Source organism: Alteromonas naphthalenivorans, from assembly GCF_000213655.1.
GTDB lineage: Bacteria > Pseudomonadota > Gammaproteobacteria > Enterobacterales > Alteromonadaceae > Alteromonas > Alteromonas naphthalenivorans.
Genome location: NC_015554.1, coordinates 1145766 through 1165614 on the forward strand (window position 1 = coordinate 1145766; position 19849 = coordinate 1165614).

A 19849-nucleotide genomic window follows, 5' to 3' on the forward strand; every position below is an offset into this window, starting at 1 on the left:
GTCTTTGAATTTTAGTACTTGGTGCAATATAACACGGCTAACTTATTCACTCGCTGCAGGAGTTTTTCAGCGTGGGGAATGAGATAGACCCTGACGTACCTGCGCTAATTACTTTGTTTAACAGCACCTTTACCGACTTTCAAACGAAGCTGGTATTAGGTGACGACGAGCCTGTTTATCTTCCCGCCAATGAAGATATTCCCTATCATCGTATTGTATTTGCCCACGGCTTCTTTTCCAGCGCGCTGCATGAAATTGCCCACTGGTGTGTGGCGGGTGAGAAACGTCGTTTACTTGAAGATTACGGTTATTGGTATTGCCCTGATGGGCGAGATGCCAAGCAGCAAGCTGAATTTGAAAGTGTAGAGATTAAGCCGCAAGCTATTGAGTGGGCGTTTAGCGAAGCTGCAGGGCGCCAATTTCAAGTGAGTACCGATAATTTAAATGGTGCAGAGCCCGATAGAAAAGGTTTCACTAAAAATGTAGAAGCCCAGTTAGCGTGGTATAAAAACAATGGCTTCCCCCCAAGGGCGGCACGCTTTATCGATGCTTTAAAAAAACACACAGAAATTAACGGGAGCGCAGTAACCCAATGAACAAGCCGGTATTTCGATTAGGTGTGGTAGTTAACCCTTTTGCAGGTATAGGCGGCGCGCTTGCATTAAAAGGCAGTGACGGTGCCGATGTGCGTGAAAAGGCGTTAGCAATGGGCGCTGAAAAAAAAGCTAACGAAAAAATGGCTAAAGCGCTGTCTATAGTAGAGGCCTTGTCAGAACAGTTCACTATCGTTACCGCCGCTGGAGAAATGGGCGAAGACGTGTGTGCATCGTTAGGATTACCCTTTGAGGTGGTGTACAAGAGTGCATCGCAACAAACAGAAGGGGAAGATACCGAGCGTGCTGTACAGGCTTTCCTTAACTGTAATCTTGATGTTATTTTATTTGCTGGTGGCGATGGTACTGCCCGCAATGTGTGTAAAGTTGTGGGTGAAAAAGTGCCGGTGTTAGGTGTGCCGGCGGGATGTAAAATCCACTCGGGCGTGTACTGCGTGACTCCGTCTGCCGCAGGACAGGTCATTAGCCAAATGATCAAGGGCGAAATTGTCAGTGTGATGGAAGGCGAAGTGCGAGATATCGATGAAAACGCATTTCGAACCGGAAAAGTGATAGCAAAACACTATGGCGAGATGCGAGTGCCCGCCGAACTAACCTACGTGCAAGCCGTAAAAATGGGTGGTAAAGAGGACGAGGCGCTAGTCCTCGATGATATTGCCGCTACCATTAGCGAATTAATGGACGACAACCCAGACACCTATTTTGTTATGGGGTCGGGCTCTACCGTTGGCGCGGTTATGGAGTTTCTGGGTTTAGAAAATACCTTACTAGGTGTTGATGTAGTGCTGGATAAAACGCTTGTAGCTAGCGATGTAACTGCATCTGAATTGCTTTCGCTTACCCAAGGAAAGCCAACCCAAGTGGTATTAACCGTTATTGGTGGGCAAGGTCATATTTTGGGGCGTGGAAATCAGCAGCTTAGTCCAGACTTTATCCGCGCTATCGGCAAACAAAATATGCGGGTTGTTGCGACTAAACAGAAGTTACAATCGCTTGGTAACAAACCATTACGATTAGATTCTGGCGATGCTGAGTTAGATGCATCGCTACAAGGTGCGTTCACCATTATTACCGGTTACAAAGACAAGGTTCTTTATAACGCCGAATAGTTTAGAAATTTTAGATTACGTTTAAGATTAGGAGAAATACGTGTTACCTCCGGCTTCAGCCCCCCAACAAGTAGTAAACCAAATTGCAGCGATAGAGGCTGCGTTAGATGATGTAGTTAATCATGGTAGTGACGATGAGCTGTTTACAGCCAGTTACTTACAAGGCCATTTCGCCGTGGTGTCTCGTCAGCTAGAAATGCAAAGCAGCGCAACTATGCAGCAACTAGATTCAGATATGGCAGCAAGCTTGCAAGCCGCATTTAACAACAAAGAACTAGAGGGCGATGATGCTGCGCAGGTTAAGCGCCTTTGGTCACGATTATTTGACCAGGCGCGCAGCTAAGCGCCAAAATGTCGCACAACAAAGCGCTATGCGTGGAATCTGGAAACGGAATAATTATCCGGCAAATTACGCCTGAAAGCGGCATGGCTTTGCCGCTTAGGCACCCTCACTTTCTCTCAATCGTTGGTGTTATTTTAAACACCCAGCCACGTTGATTGGCGTTCCTTTTCTAACGTTAGCTAAAAACAATATTTTCCCTCTAAGCGCCAAGTAGCGGAGTAATGCGGCTTACGGCTTAGTTTTACAAGCCTTCTGACATCGCTTGCTTTAGTTCGGCACTTTTCAGCGTTTACCTTTTCTCAGACTTTACGCGCTACATGACACGCCCCCACAGGTTGTGGTGCGAATATTGCTAATCTTGTTGTTGATAAGAAAAGACAACAAGTGTGACGTAACGCGCTTTTTACAAATGGCTTATTTCTAGGTGAATATATGTTCGGTTTAATTCAACTTGCGAGTTACAAGCGTAGCGCTAGTAACGCACCCAAAATAGCAGGGTACTGCACGGTGCGCTGTACCTTTCGCTGTATCTTGCGCAACACTTCGCGAGTGCTGTCTGTCGGACTCATACTTGCCATTGTTGGTGGTTGCCAATCGTCGGACGATGCCAAAGCCCAAATGTCACAGTCTGATCCCTTAGCGGTTCCTGCCCTTGGGAATGTTGAATATCACACCTACATTTTAGCCAATGAGCTGTTTGCCGATTTGAGACCTTCTAGGCAAGCGCGCTATGCCGTGGCGGGATTTGTGCCTGTTGATACCATGAAATACAACAAGAATGATCAACATCCATTGATGATGTTAGGGCATCAATTAGAGCAGGGTATGATGACCGAAGCCACAAAACGTGGTTTTACTACTCAAGAATTTAAGCTTTCGAACGATATAATTGTTAATGACGAAAGCGATAGAGTACTTACGCGCAATATCGACCAATTGTCCGATATTGAACGGGTCGATTTCTACATAACGGGTACCTTGGTTTACCAACAGTCTGGGGCTGTGGTTAACGCAAGAATTATCAACGTAAGAAATAAAGACGTGGTGGCGGCAGCTACCCGCTTTTTCCCGGCGGAGATTTTCTGGGAAGAAGAGCGAGTAACGAGCCGTAATGGTCGACTCTACAGAACTGAAGGTGGAAGGTAACGGGATGAACGCACTATTTAAATGCACGGCTAAATGTACGGCATGTATCCTAGCAACATCAATGCTAGCCCTGAGCGGTTGCTCTATGATGTTAGGCGAAGAAGAAGTGGCAGTTGAAGAAACGTCTCGACCGGCCATGAACGTAGTAGACATTATGGCGATAGACCGCCCTTCGCCGCAAAAAGAAGATGATGACGAACAGTCAAACGAGCACAAGGGTATGGATGCGTTTGGCGCCATAGGCCAACCTACGCTTTATTCAAGTGTTCAAGGGGCTTACAAAGGTCGGCCGCTCACTAAGCATATTGGTGATTACGTCAAAAATATGACCCAAGACCTTATCGCGAACATGGAATATGTGAATGAAAAAACGCCTATTGGTGTAACGCATTTCGCGCTAATTGATACCAATCTGCAAGAAACGGATTTACTAGGTAAGCAAATGGCAGAGTCATTTGTTCACGAACTGCATAAATTTCGTGTGCCCGTTATCGATTTTAAAGCCACAGACTACATTCGTATTACCGACGGTGGCGACTTCGTTCTTAGCCGCGACTATTTAGAATTAAGCAGCAGTTTACCCATAGATTACGTACTTACGGGCACCATGGCTAAACACCAGGGCGGCGTGTTAGTTAACGCCAGAATTTTGGGCATAGAATCTCGCGCGGTAGTGGCGAGTGCACAAATGCTAGTGCCATTTTATGTGGTAGAAGCGTTAATCCCTAGCGACGGTAGCCAAAAGAACGGCATGCGTGATGGCGTAAAATTAAGTAGAGGTTAATCATGAAAAGGCTTATTGCTTTGCTGGCAATGGGGGTAGTCGCTAACCTCACCGCGTGTACCAGTACTGAATCAATCGGCTCTTTTTGGCTAGGTGATGACGGAGAAATTTCTCACTCTGCTGAGCCTGTTCCTGTGCCAAGGGGATCAGGCCTTGAGTACCACCCAGACTCTCGCGACCGTGAATATCAGCAGCACATTGCTGTGGATCCAGGCTACAGAGACCCTTTGCACCAAGGTTTTTCTCCTTCACAAACCCACAAACGCTTAAATGACTACGCATCGCAATTGGCGATGGACTTAATGGATAACGCAACCCGCCTTACACAGCAAGACATGGTGGGGGTGACCAGTTTTGTGCGCTTGAATGAATCTTTAGGTGATAGCACGGTGTTAGGAAATCAACTTTCTGAATACCTTATTGCCGAACTTCAAGAATTTGGGCTAGCCATTGTAGACTTTAAAATGGCTGGTGGCGTGACAGTAACGCCCTTTGGTGATTTTGTATTAAGCCGAAAAGCGAATGCACTGGCCAAGCAAGTGTCGATGGACCATGTAGTGACAGGCACTATTATTGAAGACGACAGGGGCGTTCGCATTAATGCCCGTATTGTCTCAATGCAAAACAAGCAAGTTGTTGCCAGTGCGAACATCTATATTCCCGCGTTCATCGTGACCGATTTAAATAAAGGCTTAACGGCGCAGGTGCCAGTACAATAAGGCGTTACGGATTGGTGAGTTTTTAACTGCCGGTGACAATCGAATTAAACAAAAAAGCGCAGTCTGAAGTGGCCCAGTAAAATAGGCGTTCAGCACTGCGCTTTTTTATTGCAGCTTAAAAAATTGCTGCTTAAAAATAGCGATAAAAGCCATCGCTATTCATCAAAGATACTTCGTATACAGTCTCTCACCATAAACCGTGCAGGATGTACCGCCTGACACAAGTCGTTGTTTAACGGCAAAGGCTCATGAGTTAACGTGCTTGCTAATAATTCCGCCATTAAAGGCGCGGTAGTGAGGCCGCGTGACCCTAAGCAGCATAATGTGCTTACTGGAGTTGCTGGCAACGGGGCAGCGGTATAAAGCGGCTTACCTAACGACAACCCAACATATTGAGTTTTAAGTGCCGAAAAATCTGCAAGCATACCAGACACAGGTTGATGATCTGGTGAACCTAACCGCGTGGCCGCCCTTGCTTCGCCATCATGCTTGAGCTGTTGTACAACATCGGTATTCGCCATGGCTTGCTGGTGGGTTTGCAGGTTTTGTTCACTTTCCTGAGCTCGTACTTCTGTAGATAGGTCGTTTTTGATGTAGGTTGAGCCAAGCGCATGTCGGTTATTCAATGCTGGAGTCATATAGCCTTTGTGGCATATCACAGTGGTTAATGCGTTTATGGGCGCTTGAGTAGTAATGGCTTCTACTTGCCCGCGCACGGGGCGAAGCGGTAACGAAGCAAAGGCACTACTGCCCACAGCACCAGCACCTGTGGCCAAAATAAGATGATCAGCATACAGGGTCTTATTATGTGATGAATCCTCTATGCCCGCCGTTACACTAAACTCCACGGCAAGGTGGTGGGCTTGGGCGAGCGCATCCGATAATGATGCTTTGTCACTGTCATTCAATACAGTGTGAGAAAGGTATTCATGGTGACATAATACGGTCACATCTGCGTACTGTTTTGCTTGTTCAATTAGCGCTCGCACTAAGTCAGGTGGCGATATCCAGCCCCCTTGCTCTATAAACAGTCCATCATAAGGTAAGGCAATGCTCGCTTTTTCCGATAGCGCCTCAGGGCTTATTGGTTTGATTAACGCCTCTGGCCATACACCATTAGCCACCAGTTTTTTCTGCCGAACGGCGACCTTCTCGTTAAAGTTAAGCTGCGCAACACCGCAAAAGTCGTGCGCCACAGGCGTTTTTTTCAACGCAGTATTTGTTGAGGTATCGTTATCATCAAGCAGGGTGTGGTAAATATGCGAAGCATACAAAAAGCTATGGGCTTGAATACGGCTGGCAATACTGGCCTCGGAATGAAGCTGAGGGAAAAATCCCCCTTGTGGGTTGCCCGATGCGCCTGTCGCTAAAGCCTCTTGATCATGACATACCGTAACGTTAATGCCGCGCTTAGCTAAAGAAAGTGTCACCGTAGCTGCCGCGAGGCCATTGCCCACCACAATAACGTGGCTTTTAGGAGCAATAGCAGCTTGGGTGTAACGATAGTAGGGGCCTTCGAAGGCGCGCTTTTCAGCTAATGTCGACGCGGCTTCTGTTTCATAAACACCCACCAACATATCGCGTTTTCTACCAAAGCCTTTACGTTTTGATACGGTAAATCCAGCGGCAGCCAATCCACGTTTTACAAAACCCGCTGCTGTAAAGGTGGCGAAGGTAGCACCTACTTTAGACAACCGCGCCATTTGCTCAAACAACGTGTCGGCCCACATGTCAGGGTTTTTACTGGGGGCAAAACCATCTAAGAACCATGCATCAATCAGCCCGGCTGTTGGGCTATGCCATTGAGGCAATAAATCGTGTACATCCCCAATCCACAAATCCAACGTGGTATCAAATTCATCGAAATGACGCCTATGACACCCATCTAACTCCATGGGATAGCGCGTACTTAATGCGGTAGCTTCTTCTTTCAAAGCGGGAAACGACAGTAATGCCTTTTCCATATCTGGTTTGGGTAGTGGGAATTTTTCCGTACTTAAAAAGAATAATTGTTTAAGCGGGTGGCTGGGATTGGCGTTTCTAAAGTGTTTAAACGCTTGCATGGCAACCAGAAAGTTAAGCCCAGTGCCAAAGCCGGTTTCAGCAATCACAAAGCTAGGGTTGCTATGTGCCTGCCAGCGTTCAACAATGCTATTTCCAGCCATAAATACATATTGGGTTTCATTAATGCCACTGTCATTGGAAAAGTATACGTCGCCAAAATGGTCGGCGACAGGCGTGCCGTTTTCATTGAAATGCACGCTTGCTTGTTGAGATTTCACCGGTGTAATTTAACTCTTTATGCAGTTGATAACTAACTATTCAGAGACAGTCTGATTGCGACCTTGTTCTTTGGCTTTATACAGCCTCTCGTCGGCGACCTTGTAAATTTGAGACAACGCGTCACCATTTTCAGGCCAGCGGGCCACGCCGATACTTACGGTCATTTTCGCATCAAAGCCTTCTGCGCTTAACGTGTGTTCAACTGAATGCCGTAAGCGCTCTGCAATGCTATGAGCCTGAGAAGGCGTAACATCAGGTACAAGTAAACAAAACTCTTCGCCGCCGAATCGAAAAGCGCAATCGTTTCGTCTGCGCATACTATTGATAATTCGTGATACGTCAACCAGTACTGCATCTCCTACGCCATGGCCATATCTATCGTTTACCTTCTTGAAATGGTCAAGATCGACTAACACCATAGAGACAGATTTTTGTTTTTCGGGCAAGGTTTCGCAGAGCATGTCGAAAATTGAGCCTAGAAGCAAGCGGTTGTTCAGCCCTGTGAGCGGGTCTAATGAGGCCATTTCCTGCAAACGTTTGACGGTCTCTGCCCGTTTTCGTTCATAGGTATAAGATAACGCCCAAATAGCAGTAAGCGTTAAGGCAATATTGACAATGGCAATGACGGGTGTGTCGGGATTATGCACAATATGTCGGTAGGTCAAGATGCCGCAGCCTGATAATACATATAATACAGAGTAGATGGTGCCTAATTGGGTGCCCAACAACAAATAGGAAAGAACTGGCACAATGAATAGCCAACTGTACAGCGCTGAGGTAAATGAAGCGGTAAGAATGCCAATAAGAATAACCGTATATAGGGCAAATAAAAATACGGAAGACCATAATTTTAGGTTCGTTGTCTTTTTATGGATCGCTAAAATAGCGAGGGAAAGAACAACAACCAGTAACTCAACAAACGCTAATACTCTGTGACCTACAATCCAATTATTGATAGTGAAAATGACACCCGCAACAATGATAACAAGTAGAACAACGCTTAATACCGTTCGACGAAACTCGAGTTCATTGCCCCACAAGTTAGAAGTGGCCATGGTGATGTGTATTCCCTTACAAATTTGACTAAAGATTTTTATCTTTCAAGAACTGCACATAGTAGAGGGCGCAGGAGCATAGTGACACGACACAATGTTATCTGAATTGACTCAATGTGTTTATCTTAATTGTTAAAGATAGACGAATGGATAAGAGATGTGACCAGTTTGATGAAATTAAACAAGTATATCGATAATCATCAAAGCATTGGTCTTGCCGTCAAACCCCGTGCATTGTTTAAGAATTTAGTGAAGCTTTTGTGAACTTGCTATTTTCTTCTAGTATTTGAATGTGCCTTTCATGATACATTGCATGAAGCAATTCACGTGGCGCAAGAATAATTAAAGCAAATGCATCAGGATGCGGTTAGAAAAAGTGAAGTGCTGGGTCTTAAGCTGCAAAGCAGACCACTTTACCAATCAAAATCGTTACCATAGCCGCATCAACGCAAAGGGTAAACTATGAGAAGAGCAGTTATCACCGGTCTTGGAATTGTTTCAAGCATCGGCGTCAATAAACAAGATGTACTTGCTTCATTAAAAGCAGGTAAGTCAGGTATTACACACTCTGAGCAGTTTGCTGAGATGGGCTTAAGAAGCCAAGTGTGGGGTAATATCGATATCGACCTTAAAGAGCACATCGACCGCAAAGCGATGCGGTTTATGGGTGATGCAGCGGCCTATGCTTATGTTGCAATGCAACAAGCCATTGAAGATTCAGGCCTTGAAGATAGCGACATTTCAAACGATCGCACCGGCATTATTGCTGGCTCTGGCGGCGCGTCTTCTGAAAACCAAGTACTTTCGGCAGACATTCTGCGTGAAAAAGGCGTAAAACGTGTGGGTCCTTATATGGTGCCACGTTGTATGGCCTCTACGGTTTCAGCGTGTCTTGCTACGCCATTTAAAATTCGTGGTGTGAACTACTCAATCGCATCAGCGTGTGCCACCAGTTCGCATAGTATTGGTAACGCCATGGAGCTTATTCAACTGGGTAAGCAAGACGTTGTATTTGCAGGTGGCGGTGAAGAATTGCACTGGGCACTGTCAAGTCAGTTCGACGCCATGGGCGCACTGAGTTCTAAATATAACGACAACCCTTCAGTAGCATCACGTACTTATGATGCAGCACGCGATGGCTTTGTTAGCTCAGGCGGCGGCGGTATGGTAGTGGTGGAAGAGCTTGAGCACGCCTTAGCCCGTGGCGCAAAAATCTACGGTGAAGTGGTTGGCTACGGCGCAACTTCTGATGGCTTCGACATGGTAGCACCATCAGGCGAAGGCGCAATCCGTTGTATGAAAATGGCTATGCAGAATGTGTCTGCACCCATCGACTACTTGAACACCCACGGTACTTCAACACCAGTAGGTGATGTAAAAGAACTGGCGGCTATTCAGGAAGTATTCGGCCAATCTGGTGTGCCAATTAGTGCAACAAAGTCACTAACAGGTCATGCGTTAGGTGCAGCTGGCGTTAACGAAGCTATTTACAGCTTATTAATGATGGAAAATAACTTTATTGCACCATCAATCAATATTGACACATTAGATGACGCAGCTGATGGTCTCGACATTGTGACACAAGCACGTGAAGCAACGTTGAACACGGTGATGTCTAACAGTTTTGGTTTTGGCGGCACTAACGCAACGTTGGTGATGCAACGTTACCAAGGTTAATAAAGCAATTAGTTAACTGGTTTGAATTAGCGTCGACAGTCGGCTTTAAAACAAACCTGATACTAGACTACTTAACAGCAGCTTACGTTCAGCCGTTAATTTTAAAGGCTCGATGATGGTAATTTAGGTTACTGACATCGGGCCTTTTTGCTTCCAGAGATTTATTCGTACCTTTTAATAAGCCAGCAGAAGTACGTCAAACTCACTCTTTATCTTTTAAAAGAGCAAACAGAGCACTTGGTCGACTAATCGTTATTTTCCCATAATGTAAATGCAGTAATCCTTGGTTTTGTAAATCGCCTAAGAGCTGATTTACGGTTTGTCGGCTGCTATTTATCATTTGCGCTAAAGATTCTTGCGACAAGGTTAAGGTAATGGCACTGTCTTGCGGTAAATGCTGACCATAACTGGTGGTTAGCATGAGCAAGCGCTTAATTAGCTGGTGTTGTAAGTTTAGCCCTGCGCTGGAATCAATAAATTGAAATGCACTTCTTACTCGTGAACAAAGCAGGCGGGCAAAGTGTGGATAAAGCTCGGGATGTGCTTTTAACACTGCGTTAAACGCGACTTTGGGAATAACGGCAATAACGGTATCGATTTCACACACACTGTTATGAGTGCGGGGTAAATCATCGAATAAGGATATTTCACCAAACCACGTACCCGGGCCCAGCAAGGCAAATAGCATTTCTTTCCCGTTTTCCCCTATGTTCAATACCCGCAGGCGGCCTTCGCACAGGCCATAAAAGCCAATTCCCTCTTCACCTTTTGCATGCAATTGTTGGCCTGCCTTTAAATGGCGAATACGCACTTTATCGAGCAAGGCACTTTGTAAGTTTTCAGGGAGTGAAGAAAACCACATCGAGCTGGTTAAAACTGAAGTGTATTGTTGGTTTAACATTTTCATTACAGTGTCGTTTATCCGACAGTTTAGCCTGTAATTTAGGCGTAAGGTAGCAAAAAATGTAGGAGATCTATGATGAGTTCAAAAGTAAAAGCACAAGTGAGTGAGCAAGAGTGGCAAACCCGTGTGGATTTAGCCGCCTGTTATCGCGCAGTGGCCATGTATGGCTGGGACGATTTAATATTTACCCATATTTCGGCACGGGTGCCGGGGCCCGAACACCATTTTTTAATAAACCCATATGGCATGATGTTCGATGAAGTTACTGCATCAAGTTTGGTGAAAGTAGACTTACATGGTAACAAGGTGATGGAAAGTGAGTACGACATCAACCCTGCGGGCTTTACTATTCACAGTGCGGTACACGAAGCCAGAGACAATGCGAAGTGCGTTATGCATTTGCATACTACCGAAGGGGTAGCGCTTTCAGTATTAGAGGAAGGATTGCAAGCGTATTCACAGCAGTCTTTGTTCCCGTTAGCGTCGCTGTCTTACCATGCCTATGAAGGGGTAGCCTTGAACCCTGATGAGAAAGCGCGACTAGTTCGTGATTTAGGTGATACGCAATTTATGATATTGCGAAATCACGGGCTGCTTACCTGTGCCGATAACATTCCTGATGCGTTTTTATTTATGTTCATCTTTCAGCGAGCCTGCGAAATTCAGTTAAAAGCGCAAGCCACAGGCCAGAAGTTAATCCCTATTCATTCTGCTATTTTACAAGGGATCCGTGCCCAAGCGTCTGAGGTAACGAAGCAAGCGGGTGGAAGCCTAGCGTGGCCAGGAATTAAACGGCGGGTTGCTCGTCGATTCCCTGGTTTCGATGAATAAGCGCTAAATTAGACTAAAAAACTGTATTGATTAATGGTGCTCAAGGTTACTAATCCGAAGGATTGAGGTAGACTTAGCACCATGAAAATACTCTTTGAAGACACTATCCCTTTAGGTCGTGAATACTTCAGCGGCTTAGGCGATGTTAGCAGTTATGCATGGCAAACCCTTACTCCGGAAGATATCAAAAACGTAGATATCTTGGCTGTGCGTTCCACTACCAAAGTCAATGAAGCCTTGCTTAGCCAAGCTTCACAACTCCAGTTCGTTACCACTGCTACCTCTGGCACTAACCACATGGATAAAACCTGGCTTAATAGTCAGGGGATCAGCTGGAATTCCGCGGGCGGTTGTAACGCCGTTGCCGTGGCCGAATATGTGCTAAGCGCATTATTTTTGGCTGACCGTGCAGGTAAAATAGACATTAATGCTATTACCGTTGGTATTGTGGGGGCAGGGCATGTAGGCACTGCGTTGGCTAAACGATTAGCGGCATTGAACATTGAATATAAGTTGTGCGATCCCCCATTAAATGAGTCGGGTGACCCACGTAGTTTCGTTGATTTTGAAGATATTATCGATTGTGATGTCATCACGCTTCATGTGCCTTATGTGAATACAGGCCGCCACACCACAGGTAAGTTGATTAATGCTGATGTGCTAGGGCAGCTAGGTAGCAATAAGCTGCTAATTAATGCATGTCGCGGTGAGGTGATTGATGAACTGGCCTTGTTAAATAGGCTTAAACAACCCAACGCGCCCACAGTAGTGTTAGATGTTTTTGAAAATGAGCCCGCCATTAATCCTGAACTATTACAATACTGTTGGTTGATGACACCTCATATTGCTGGGCATTCAGTTGAGGGTAAAGTGCGTGGTACCCAGTATGTTTACGAACAAATATGTAACTTATTGAAAGAACCAAACACGAAAACTCTCGGCGACTATTTGTCTGCTGTCGAACCCATTAAAGTAGAATTGGCATCTGCGACAGCTTCTGCATTATCGAAACAAGATTTGATAGGATTAATGCTACAGGTTTATAACTTGCGTGTTGATGATGAAGCGTTTCGTGAAAAGTTAGGGGAAGCGTTGAAAAGACAGCAAAATGAAAGTGCGCAAAGCGAAGAAATTAGTGCCAGCATTAGCCACACCTTTGCTACTATGCGCAAAAGCTATCGAATAAGACGGGAATGCAGTGCATACACGCTGATATTGCCCAGTCACACATCAGATGGAATTAAACAGCAATTGAAAGGGTTAGGTTTTTTGTTGCAAGCCTAGCTTGCCAGCCTAACGTCTTTTATTTTTAAGCAATACTATTTACAGGAGAAACAACACTTATGTCACAAGCCTTTGACGTTGCCGTATTAGGCGCGACCGGTCTAGTTGGGCAAACTATGATAGAACTACTGGCAGAGCGTGGCTTTCCAGTAAATCGTTTATATCCACTAGCCAGCAAACGTTCAGCGGGAACCAGTATTAGCTTCAAGGGCGAAGATGTAGAAGTGTTGGATGCAGATACTTTCGATTGGTCGTTGGTACAGTTTGGCTTCTTTTCAGCGGGCGGCAGCATTTCTGCGGAATTCGCGCCACGTGCTGCTGATGCAGGCTGTATTGTTATTGATAACACATCTGAATTTAGGTACGAGCCAGACATTCCGCTTGTCGTGCCAGAAGTTAATGCTCATGTATTAGCTGACTTTCGTAACAGAAACATTATTGCCAATCCTAACTGTTCAACCATTCAAATGATGGTGGCGCTAAAGCCGATACACGATGCTGTAGGTATTGACCGTATTAACGTCAGTACGTATCAGTCTGTATCGGGAGCAGGAAAAGAAGCGATGGAAGAGCTGGTGAAACAAACTGCTAGCCTGTTAAATGCGCGAGAGCTTGAGACTAAAGCGTTTAGCCGTCAAATCGCCTTTAACGTTATTCCGCAGATTGATGCGTTTCAAGATAATGACTACACCAAAGAAGAAATGAAAATGGTGTGGGAAACACAAAAAATTATGGGTGATGACAGCATCTTGGTTAATGCGACCGCAGTAAGAGTGCCAGTGTTCTATGGTCACGGTGAAGCCATTCACTTAGAAACTCGCGCGCCAATAGATGCTGAACAGGTTAAACAATTACTTGCCGATGCCCCAGGCGTTAAAGTTTATGATGCTGCCGACGAGTTTCCTACTCAGGTAAGCAGTGCTAGTGGCAATGATATGGTTCACGTTGGACGTATTCGAAACGATATTACCCATCCCTGTGGTCTTAACCTTTGGGTTGTGTCAGACAATATCCGTAAAGGTGCGGCAACAAACAGTATTCAAATTGCTGAAACCCTAATTCGCGATTACCTGTAATCATAGGGTAAGTAAGCAAAGCCTCAAATAGGGCATATGACATTGATTTCGCCGAGTAAGTAAACATTTTGCTTACTCGGCCGATAAGCAGTTATATCGATATTCAACAAATAGATACCGAAAACAGAAGGGCTAACTAGATTGCCATTAATAACTGGTTTATAGTTTCCTAAACCAGATTGGAAATACCACCGGCCTTAGTGATGTTGTCGATACATCAATAAAGGTAAAAAATAGCGGTAAGCAATGTAGAAAATCTGTATTGATAGAGCATTTTCATTCGTGCGCACGCGCTATCAAATGATAAGAATAAAAAGCTGGACCGGTTTGCAGCATTTAAGCGCAAATGAAAAGAGGTTTAGCTACGAATCTCCACCATGATATTTGGTGGTGTTGACGCTTGAGGGCATATAGGATTGCTATGAAATTGCATTTGACGGGCTTAGTTTTACTTACTTTATGTTTACTAGCCCCCCACAATAATGTCGATGCACAGGAACGCGCTACCCTGCTGAAAGGGCCCAAGAACGCGACCAGTCAGTATTCTGGATTAGAATACGGCCCCATTGATTCTCAAGATACCCTTTGGCGTATAGCTGAGCGTTATCGTCAAAATAATAACCTGTCGGTTTATCAGGTTATGTCCGCTATTTATGAGCTGAACCCCAATGCGTTTGAACAGCAAAACTTAAATTTACTGGTTGATGGTTCAATACTGAAGTTGCCATCAGAACGGTATATTTCTCGTATTGATGCAAGACAAGCACAAATTCGAGCAGAAAATGACGAGCGAACCTTCGCTGAGTTGCTAAACAAACCTGGTAGCAGCGTACGAAATATTAAACCGCCTGCGCCTTTGGTGAATCAAAACGATTTAAGCCAAACTCAATCCAATATAGAACAAAAAATTACGCGTTTAGATCAAGAGCAAACCCGTCAGTTTGATGAACTTCGGATGCAATTTGCTGCGTCTTTAGAAAACGTGGAAGCCTTGTTAAATGAAAATCGCAAACTGTATGAGCGGGTAGACGAGGTTAATGGTGAACTTCAAGAGCTTCGTAATCAGGTTGAAGGCGATGTTAAAACACAGATAGATACGCAAGTGGCGCTGCAACAAGAGCTGCTCGATATGATGAAAGCCGAGCAAATGCAGCGAGAAGCAGAAAAACAAAAGTCGATGTGGAGTTCGCTTTCTAGCCCAATGCTTCTCATTATAGGCTCCGGCATTATTACCTTATTATTGGTCGGCGGGCTAATTGCGTGGTTGTTGAAACGCAAACCAGCTGAAGCTGCAGAAGCACCAGAAGTACCAGAAATCTCTGATGATGTGCCTGTACCAGATACTGACATGGCTGACTTGGCCAGTGCACTAGAGCCAGATCTTGGCGATAGCATGGAGCTGACGGATGACGATCTGTTCAACGACGACGACTTGCTTGATGATGTGCTTACGTCTGAATTAGAAGAAAGCCTTGATGATGACTTAGAAACCTTCGGCGACCTAGACGATGACATGTTGGTGCCTGAAGACGATACCGATGACTTATTTGAGTCGGGCAGTGATGAGCTTGACCAGAATGAGCTAGACAGTTTGTTCGATGATGATGATTTGTCTGATAAGCTCAGTGAAGATGGAGATAGCAGTTTAGAAGGGTTTGATTTATCTGGTGATGACGATGACGACGTAGCTAACTTTGACGAATCGCTTGATACAGATCTTGGTGAAGATTTAGACGAAGCACAAGACGAAACCGATATTGAAGAAGCGCCAGATGCGTCTGAACCCGACGCCTTAGATGACGACTTTGATATTGATGATATTTTAGATGGCGCAATGGCAGAAGCTGAAACGAGTGATTCTGTTGACGACATTTTTGAAGCAGCACAGTCTGCATCGAATGAAAGTGAAGAAGATACTGCCACCTTACCCAGTGTTGATGACGAAGACGAAACGCCTGAGATCAGCATTGATGATTTGCTTGAACAAAATGCACCAGAACCTACGCTGCTTGACGAGCTAGACAGTAAAGATGAGCTTATTAACGAAGAAATGATTGATAAGCTTGATGATGAAATTAATCAGCAGAATCAAGAACTCGATCGTATTACCGATGATTTGCTTAACGAGATTGAGCAAATTGAAATGATGGGTGGCCTTGACGAAGGTGACGAAGACAGCGAAAGCGAAGAGGATACAATAGAATCTGTTGCTTCAGCTCCTTCACCACAAGCCATTCAAAGCCTAGACAGTATTACCGATGACCTAGACGAAATTGATGTTGAAGACATGGAGAATGCTGATGATTTCTCTGATCCTTTGTCGGATAACTTAATTTCTGAATTGCAGGCTGAAAGTGAAGAAGCGTTGGGATTCGATGAAAATGCATCTGACGAAGAGCTGGCTCCTGAAGTAGATGAATCTGCAGATGATGATTTTTCTGACCCTTTCACAGATGACTTGCTGGCCGAGCTTGAAGCTGACATTGAATCGGATGATGACGATGTAGAGCCCGAATCAGCAGACGCTCAGATAGATGGTGAATCAGACAATGATAATGCTGATTTTGACGACCCATTAACAGACGATTTAATTGCCGAGCTTGAAGCGGGAATCGACTCTGAAGATGAAACTCAGCCTGCCTTTGACGAAAATGGCGATTTTGATGACCCACTTACTGATGATTTATTAGCAGAGCTAGAAGCTGAAAATCAACCAGATGACGCGTTTGAAAACGATTCAGAAGAAACCTCTGAGGCTACTGAAGCACCAGAAGTTGACGATGACTTTGACGATCCACTTACTGATGATTTACTCGCTGAGCTAGAAGCAGATATTGATTCCGATGAAGGTACTGATTCCGGCGATGCGCTTGCAGATGAGCTTCTTGCTGAGCTTGAAGCTGATATCGACAGTGATATTGAACAGACTCAGCCCGATGCGCCGCTAGGCAGTGATGAAACACTATCTAGTGACGACCTGAGCGATGAAACTGATGTTCCTCAAGAAGCTCCCGAAATCGATGCGCTTGAGAATGGCCCCACCGAAAATGAAGTCTTAGAGGCCGAAAGCACAGACAGTGAAATCGAGCAGCAAGAAACATCAGATTTTGACGAAGCTGACCAAGATGTTGCTGACGAATTATCTATTGATGAAGCACTAGCTGAAGATGATTCTAGTGATGAAGAACTTGAGGCCGATGCGCTAGCGCCAGAGCCCGAAGAATTAGCATTAGACAATGAAGATGAAGCTGCTTCCCATGATGAGCTTGTTGAAGAGTTACTCGCCGATGAAGAGCACGGTGAAGAAGTACCCGCCGAAGACGAGCTTGCTGAAGATGAGCCTGAAGACACTACACTAGCAACAGAATCTTTGTTAGACGAACTAGACGAACTAGATGAACTAGATGAAGTGCTGGAAGAGACGGCAGCAGAAAGTGTACCTGAAGAAGAAACTCACGATGCATTAGCTGACGAATTGTTAGCGGCCGTTAACGCCGATAGTGATTCAGAGGCTGAGATTGATGTTGATGAGCCGCTTCCAGTAGATGAGTCAGAAACAAATGAGTCAGAAACAGACGCAACAGATTTAAGCAATGATGAACCGCTAGATGAACTTGAATCTTTAGGTTCCGCTGAGCAAGTCATTGATGATCCAGAAGCAGAAATACAAGATATAGCCTCGTTAGAAGAAGCCGAGTCACAAGATGACATTGACGGGTTTAACGAAGACGAAATATTAGATGAAGCACCGCCAGCTGAAGCTCAACTAGACTTTGATGGTGATGATGACAGGGACGATGCTCTCGAGTCTGCTGAACCCGAAAATGTAGAAGTAGACGTAGACGGTGCCCACAGCGACGAAGAAAGCGACAGTGATGAAGAAAGCGACAGCGATGTAGAAAGCGACAGCGATGTAGAAAGCGACAGCGATGTAGAAAGCGACAGTGATGAAGACGAGTTACTGACTGAGGACTTACTTTCTGAGCTTGATTCTGATATCGAAACCGGTCTAGACGTTGCGCCAGATGAACCTCATGTTGCTGATGAAGAAGATGTAGAAGATACTTTTGACATCGAGCCAGATGCTGATGAGCCTCTTGCCGAAGCCGAAGCCGAAGCCGAAGCCGAAGCCGAAGCCGAAGCCGAAGCCGAAGCCGAAGCCGAAGCCGAAGCCGAAGCCGAAGCCGAAGCCGAAGCCGAAGCCGAAGCCGAAGCGGATCCACTTGACGATGCGTTAGCGGCGTTTGATAAACAAATGATGGATGATATTCCTACATTTGGTGAATCAAGCGATGATGCTGAAGAGCCAGAGCCTGAGCCAGAAAGCAACGATTACGATGACAGTATTCTTGATAGTGCATTTGATGAAATTGATGAATTTGAATTAGAGCATGAAGTTGATGGCGTGGTGCCAGAGCCTTCAGCTAGTGAAGAGCCTTTAGCCAATCAAGAGCCTTTAGCCGGTGAAGAGCCCTCAGCTAATGAAGAGCCCTCAGCCAATAAAGAGCCTACTTCCGATGAAAAAGACCCTAGCGACTTCGACGAATTAGAAGATGTGCCAGGGTTAGATGACTGGTTGTCAGGAACCGAAGAGTCAGAACAAGAAGAGATATTTGACGATTTAGATGGTGCAGAATTTGATGAATTGCTGCAAAGCATTGAATCCGAGCAAGAAGATGAACCAAGCGTTGCAGCTGACACCACTGAATCGACAGAAAGCCTAAATCTTGAAGAAGGTCCCGAGCCTGAACTTAAGCTTGACAATCCAGATTTAGATCTAAGTGCACTACTAAACGATGTGGATCTTGATGCTGAAACCGAACCACGCACTCCACCAGAAGATTTCTTGGATGTGGAAGCGCTGATGGATGATGGTGAAGACAATGATATAGATCCAGACAGTGCAGAACTTGATTTAGACGTAAGCCTATCTGATTTCACCGGTGTTAATGATGCCGATGATGTCATTGATATTGATAAAGATGCAGGGCAAAACGCTAACCTCGACCTCGCACGGGTTTATCTAGAAATGGATGATATCGTTGCTGCGAAGGAATTACTCGAAGATGTGATGAATCTGGGTAGTGAAGAGCAAAAGCAAGAAGCTGAAGGTATTTTAAAATCCATCAGTTAATTGCATGTTGAGTGCGGTATGACTACACTTAGCGGCTTTTCAATTTAGAGGTGTTTGAAACATGGGGCGAATCGCCTTAGGCATCGAGTATGATGGTGCATCGGTACATGGTTGGCAACGTCAAAAAGACGTGGCTAGCGTGCAAGAATACCTAGAGAAAGCACTCACCGTTATCGCAAATAAGCCTATTATAGTATTTTGTGCTGGTCGCACCGATGCTGGTGTACATGCAACTGGCCAGATAGTTCATTTTGACAGCGATGTAGAGCGTCCAGAGCGTGCTTGGACACTTGGTATAAACGCTAACATGCCTGACACGATAGCCGTAACCTGGGCCAAACCTGTCTCTGATGATTTTCATGCCCGCTTTTCGGCTACCCATCGTCGTTATCGTTACGTTATTTATAACTCCCGTATGCGACCTGCTATCCTGCACAATGGTGTTACTCACGAATACCGCGAGTTAGACGCAGAAAAAATGCATGAAGCCGCACAGGCGCTGGTAGGGGAGCACGATTTCACTACATTCAGGGCTTCGCTGTGCCAAAGCAAAACGCCTCACCGAACCGTGAGTAGCGTGAGTGTGCATAGGCAAGGTCGTTATGTGGTGTTAGATATCCGTGCGAATGCGTTTTTGCATCACATGGTACGTAATATCACGGGTTCACTGCTTTGCATTGGGGCAGGAGAGCAACCTGTCGATTGGATGGCGCATCTACTTACCTTAAAAGACCGTGCAAAAGCCGCTACCACCGCCAAACCTAATGGGTTGTATTTGGTAGATGTGACTTACCCTGAGCACTTCGGTATACCAAAATCACCTCTAGGGCCTCTTTTTCTTCCAGAATCTTAAGAGCGTGAACGGTAGCAATGGGTTACCGTTCAACTTC

Annotated in this window: 15 protein-coding genes; 12 read left to right on the forward strand and 3 right to left on the reverse strand. The window is 45.3% G+C overall.

The window, feature by feature from the left end; translation table 11 throughout:
- Positions 1 to 71 precede the first annotated feature (71 nt).
- The 6 genes from AMBT_RS04955 to AMBT_RS04980 all read left to right on the forward strand — a co-directional run bounded on the left by AMBT_RS04955 (position 72) and on the right by AMBT_RS04980 (position 4715).
- Positions 72 to 596 carry an elongation factor P hydroxylase gene (locus AMBT_RS04955; RefSeq protein ID WP_013783487.1) on the forward strand — a complete coding sequence of 175 codons (525 nt, stop codon included), beginning with the start codon at positions 72 to 74 and terminating at the stop codon, positions 594 to 596.
- Positions 593 to 1723, forward strand: a complete 1131-nt coding sequence (locus AMBT_RS04960; protein ID WP_013783488.1) for an ATP-NAD kinase family protein — start codon at positions 593 to 595, stop codon at positions 1721 to 1723. The genes AMBT_RS04955 and AMBT_RS04960 overlap by 4 nt, the downstream gene beginning before the upstream one ends.
- A gap of 40 nt (positions 1724 to 1763) precedes the next feature.
- Positions 1764 to 2066, forward strand: a complete 303-nt coding sequence (locus AMBT_RS04965; RefSeq protein WP_013783489.1) for a YfcL family protein — start codon at positions 1764 to 1766, stop codon at positions 2064 to 2066.
- A gap of 432 nt (positions 2067 to 2498) precedes the next feature.
- Positions 2499 to 3212 carry a FlgO family outer membrane protein gene (locus AMBT_RS04970; protein WP_013783490.1) on the forward strand — a complete coding sequence of 238 codons (714 nt, stop codon included), beginning with the start codon at positions 2499 to 2501 and terminating at the stop codon, positions 3210 to 3212.
- A gap of 61 nt (positions 3213 to 3273) precedes the next feature.
- A complete protein-coding gene (locus AMBT_RS04975; protein WP_193352905.1) occupies positions 3274 to 3996 on the forward strand; it encodes a FlgO family outer membrane protein in 723 nt (240 codons plus the stop codon).
- 2 nt (positions 3997 to 3998) lie between these two features.
- Positions 3999 to 4715, forward strand: coding sequence for a FlgO family outer membrane protein (locus AMBT_RS04980; RefSeq protein WP_013783492.1), 717 nt, complete (start codon positions 3999 to 4001; stop codon positions 4713 to 4715).
- A 155-nt stretch (positions 4716 to 4870) separates the two neighbouring features.
- On the opposite strand, the gene mnmC is transcribed toward AMBT_RS04980, so the two are convergent.
- Positions 4871 to 6997: a bifunctional tRNA (5-methylaminomethyl-2-thiouridine)(34)-methyltransferase MnmC2/FAD-dependent 5-carboxymethylaminomethyl-2-thiouridine(34) oxidoreductase MnmC1 gene (gene mnmC / locus AMBT_RS04985; RefSeq protein WP_013783493.1), complete on the reverse strand. Its 2127-nt coding sequence runs from the start codon at positions 6995 to 6997 to the stop codon at positions 4871 to 4873.
- A 36-nt stretch (positions 6998 to 7033) separates the two neighbouring features.
- Positions 7034 to 8053 carry a GGDEF domain-containing protein gene (locus tag AMBT_RS04990; RefSeq protein WP_013783494.1) on the reverse strand — a complete coding sequence of 340 codons (1020 nt, stop codon included), beginning with the start codon at positions 8051 to 8053 and terminating at the stop codon, positions 7034 to 7036.
- A gap of 462 nt (positions 8054 to 8515) precedes the next feature.
- Between AMBT_RS04990 and fabB the strand changes: the two genes are divergently transcribed.
- Positions 8516 to 9730: a beta-ketoacyl-ACP synthase I gene (gene fabB, locus AMBT_RS04995; protein WP_013783495.1), complete on the forward strand. Its 1215-nt coding sequence runs from the start codon at positions 8516 to 8518 to the stop codon at positions 9728 to 9730.
- A 202-nt stretch (positions 9731 to 9932) separates the two neighbouring features.
- Here the strand turns inward: fabB and AMBT_RS05000 are convergent, their stop codons facing one another.
- A complete protein-coding gene (locus AMBT_RS05000) occupies positions 9933 to 10637 on the reverse strand; it encodes a Crp/Fnr family transcriptional regulator (RefSeq protein ID WP_013783496.1) in 705 nt (234 codons plus the stop codon).
- Between the two features lie 72 nt (positions 10638 to 10709).
- On the opposite strand from AMBT_RS05000, the gene AMBT_RS05005 reads away from it, so the two are divergent.
- From AMBT_RS05005 to truA, 5 genes are all read left to right on the forward strand, one after another.
- Positions 10710 to 11465, forward strand: coding sequence for a class II aldolase/adducin family protein (locus AMBT_RS05005; RefSeq protein WP_013783497.1), 756 nt, complete (start codon positions 10710 to 10712; stop codon positions 11463 to 11465).
- Between the two features lie 81 nt (positions 11466 to 11546).
- Positions 11547 to 12749 carry a 4-phosphoerythronate dehydrogenase gene (locus AMBT_RS05010; RefSeq protein ID WP_013783498.1) on the forward strand — a complete coding sequence of 401 codons (1203 nt, stop codon included), beginning with the start codon at positions 11547 to 11549 and terminating at the stop codon, positions 12747 to 12749.
- Between the two features lie 59 nt (positions 12750 to 12808).
- The gene (locus AMBT_RS05015; protein WP_013783499.1) at positions 12809 to 13825 is read left to right on the forward strand and encodes an aspartate-semialdehyde dehydrogenase; all 1017 of its coding nucleotides are present in this window, start codon (positions 12809 to 12811) and stop codon (positions 13823 to 13825) included.
- Positions 13826 to 14246: 421 nt separating this feature from the next.
- Complete coding sequence (locus tag AMBT_RS05020) at positions 14247 to 18959, forward strand: FimV/HubP family polar landmark protein (RefSeq protein WP_013783500.1); 4713 nt, start codon at positions 14247 to 14249, stop codon at positions 18957 to 18959.
- Between the two features lie 61 nt (positions 18960 to 19020).
- Positions 19021 to 19812 carry a tRNA pseudouridine(38-40) synthase TruA gene (gene truA, locus AMBT_RS05025; RefSeq protein ID WP_013783501.1) on the forward strand — a complete coding sequence of 264 codons (792 nt, stop codon included), beginning with the start codon at positions 19021 to 19023 and terminating at the stop codon, positions 19810 to 19812.
- The last annotated feature ends 37 nt before the right edge of the window (positions 19813 to 19849 follow it).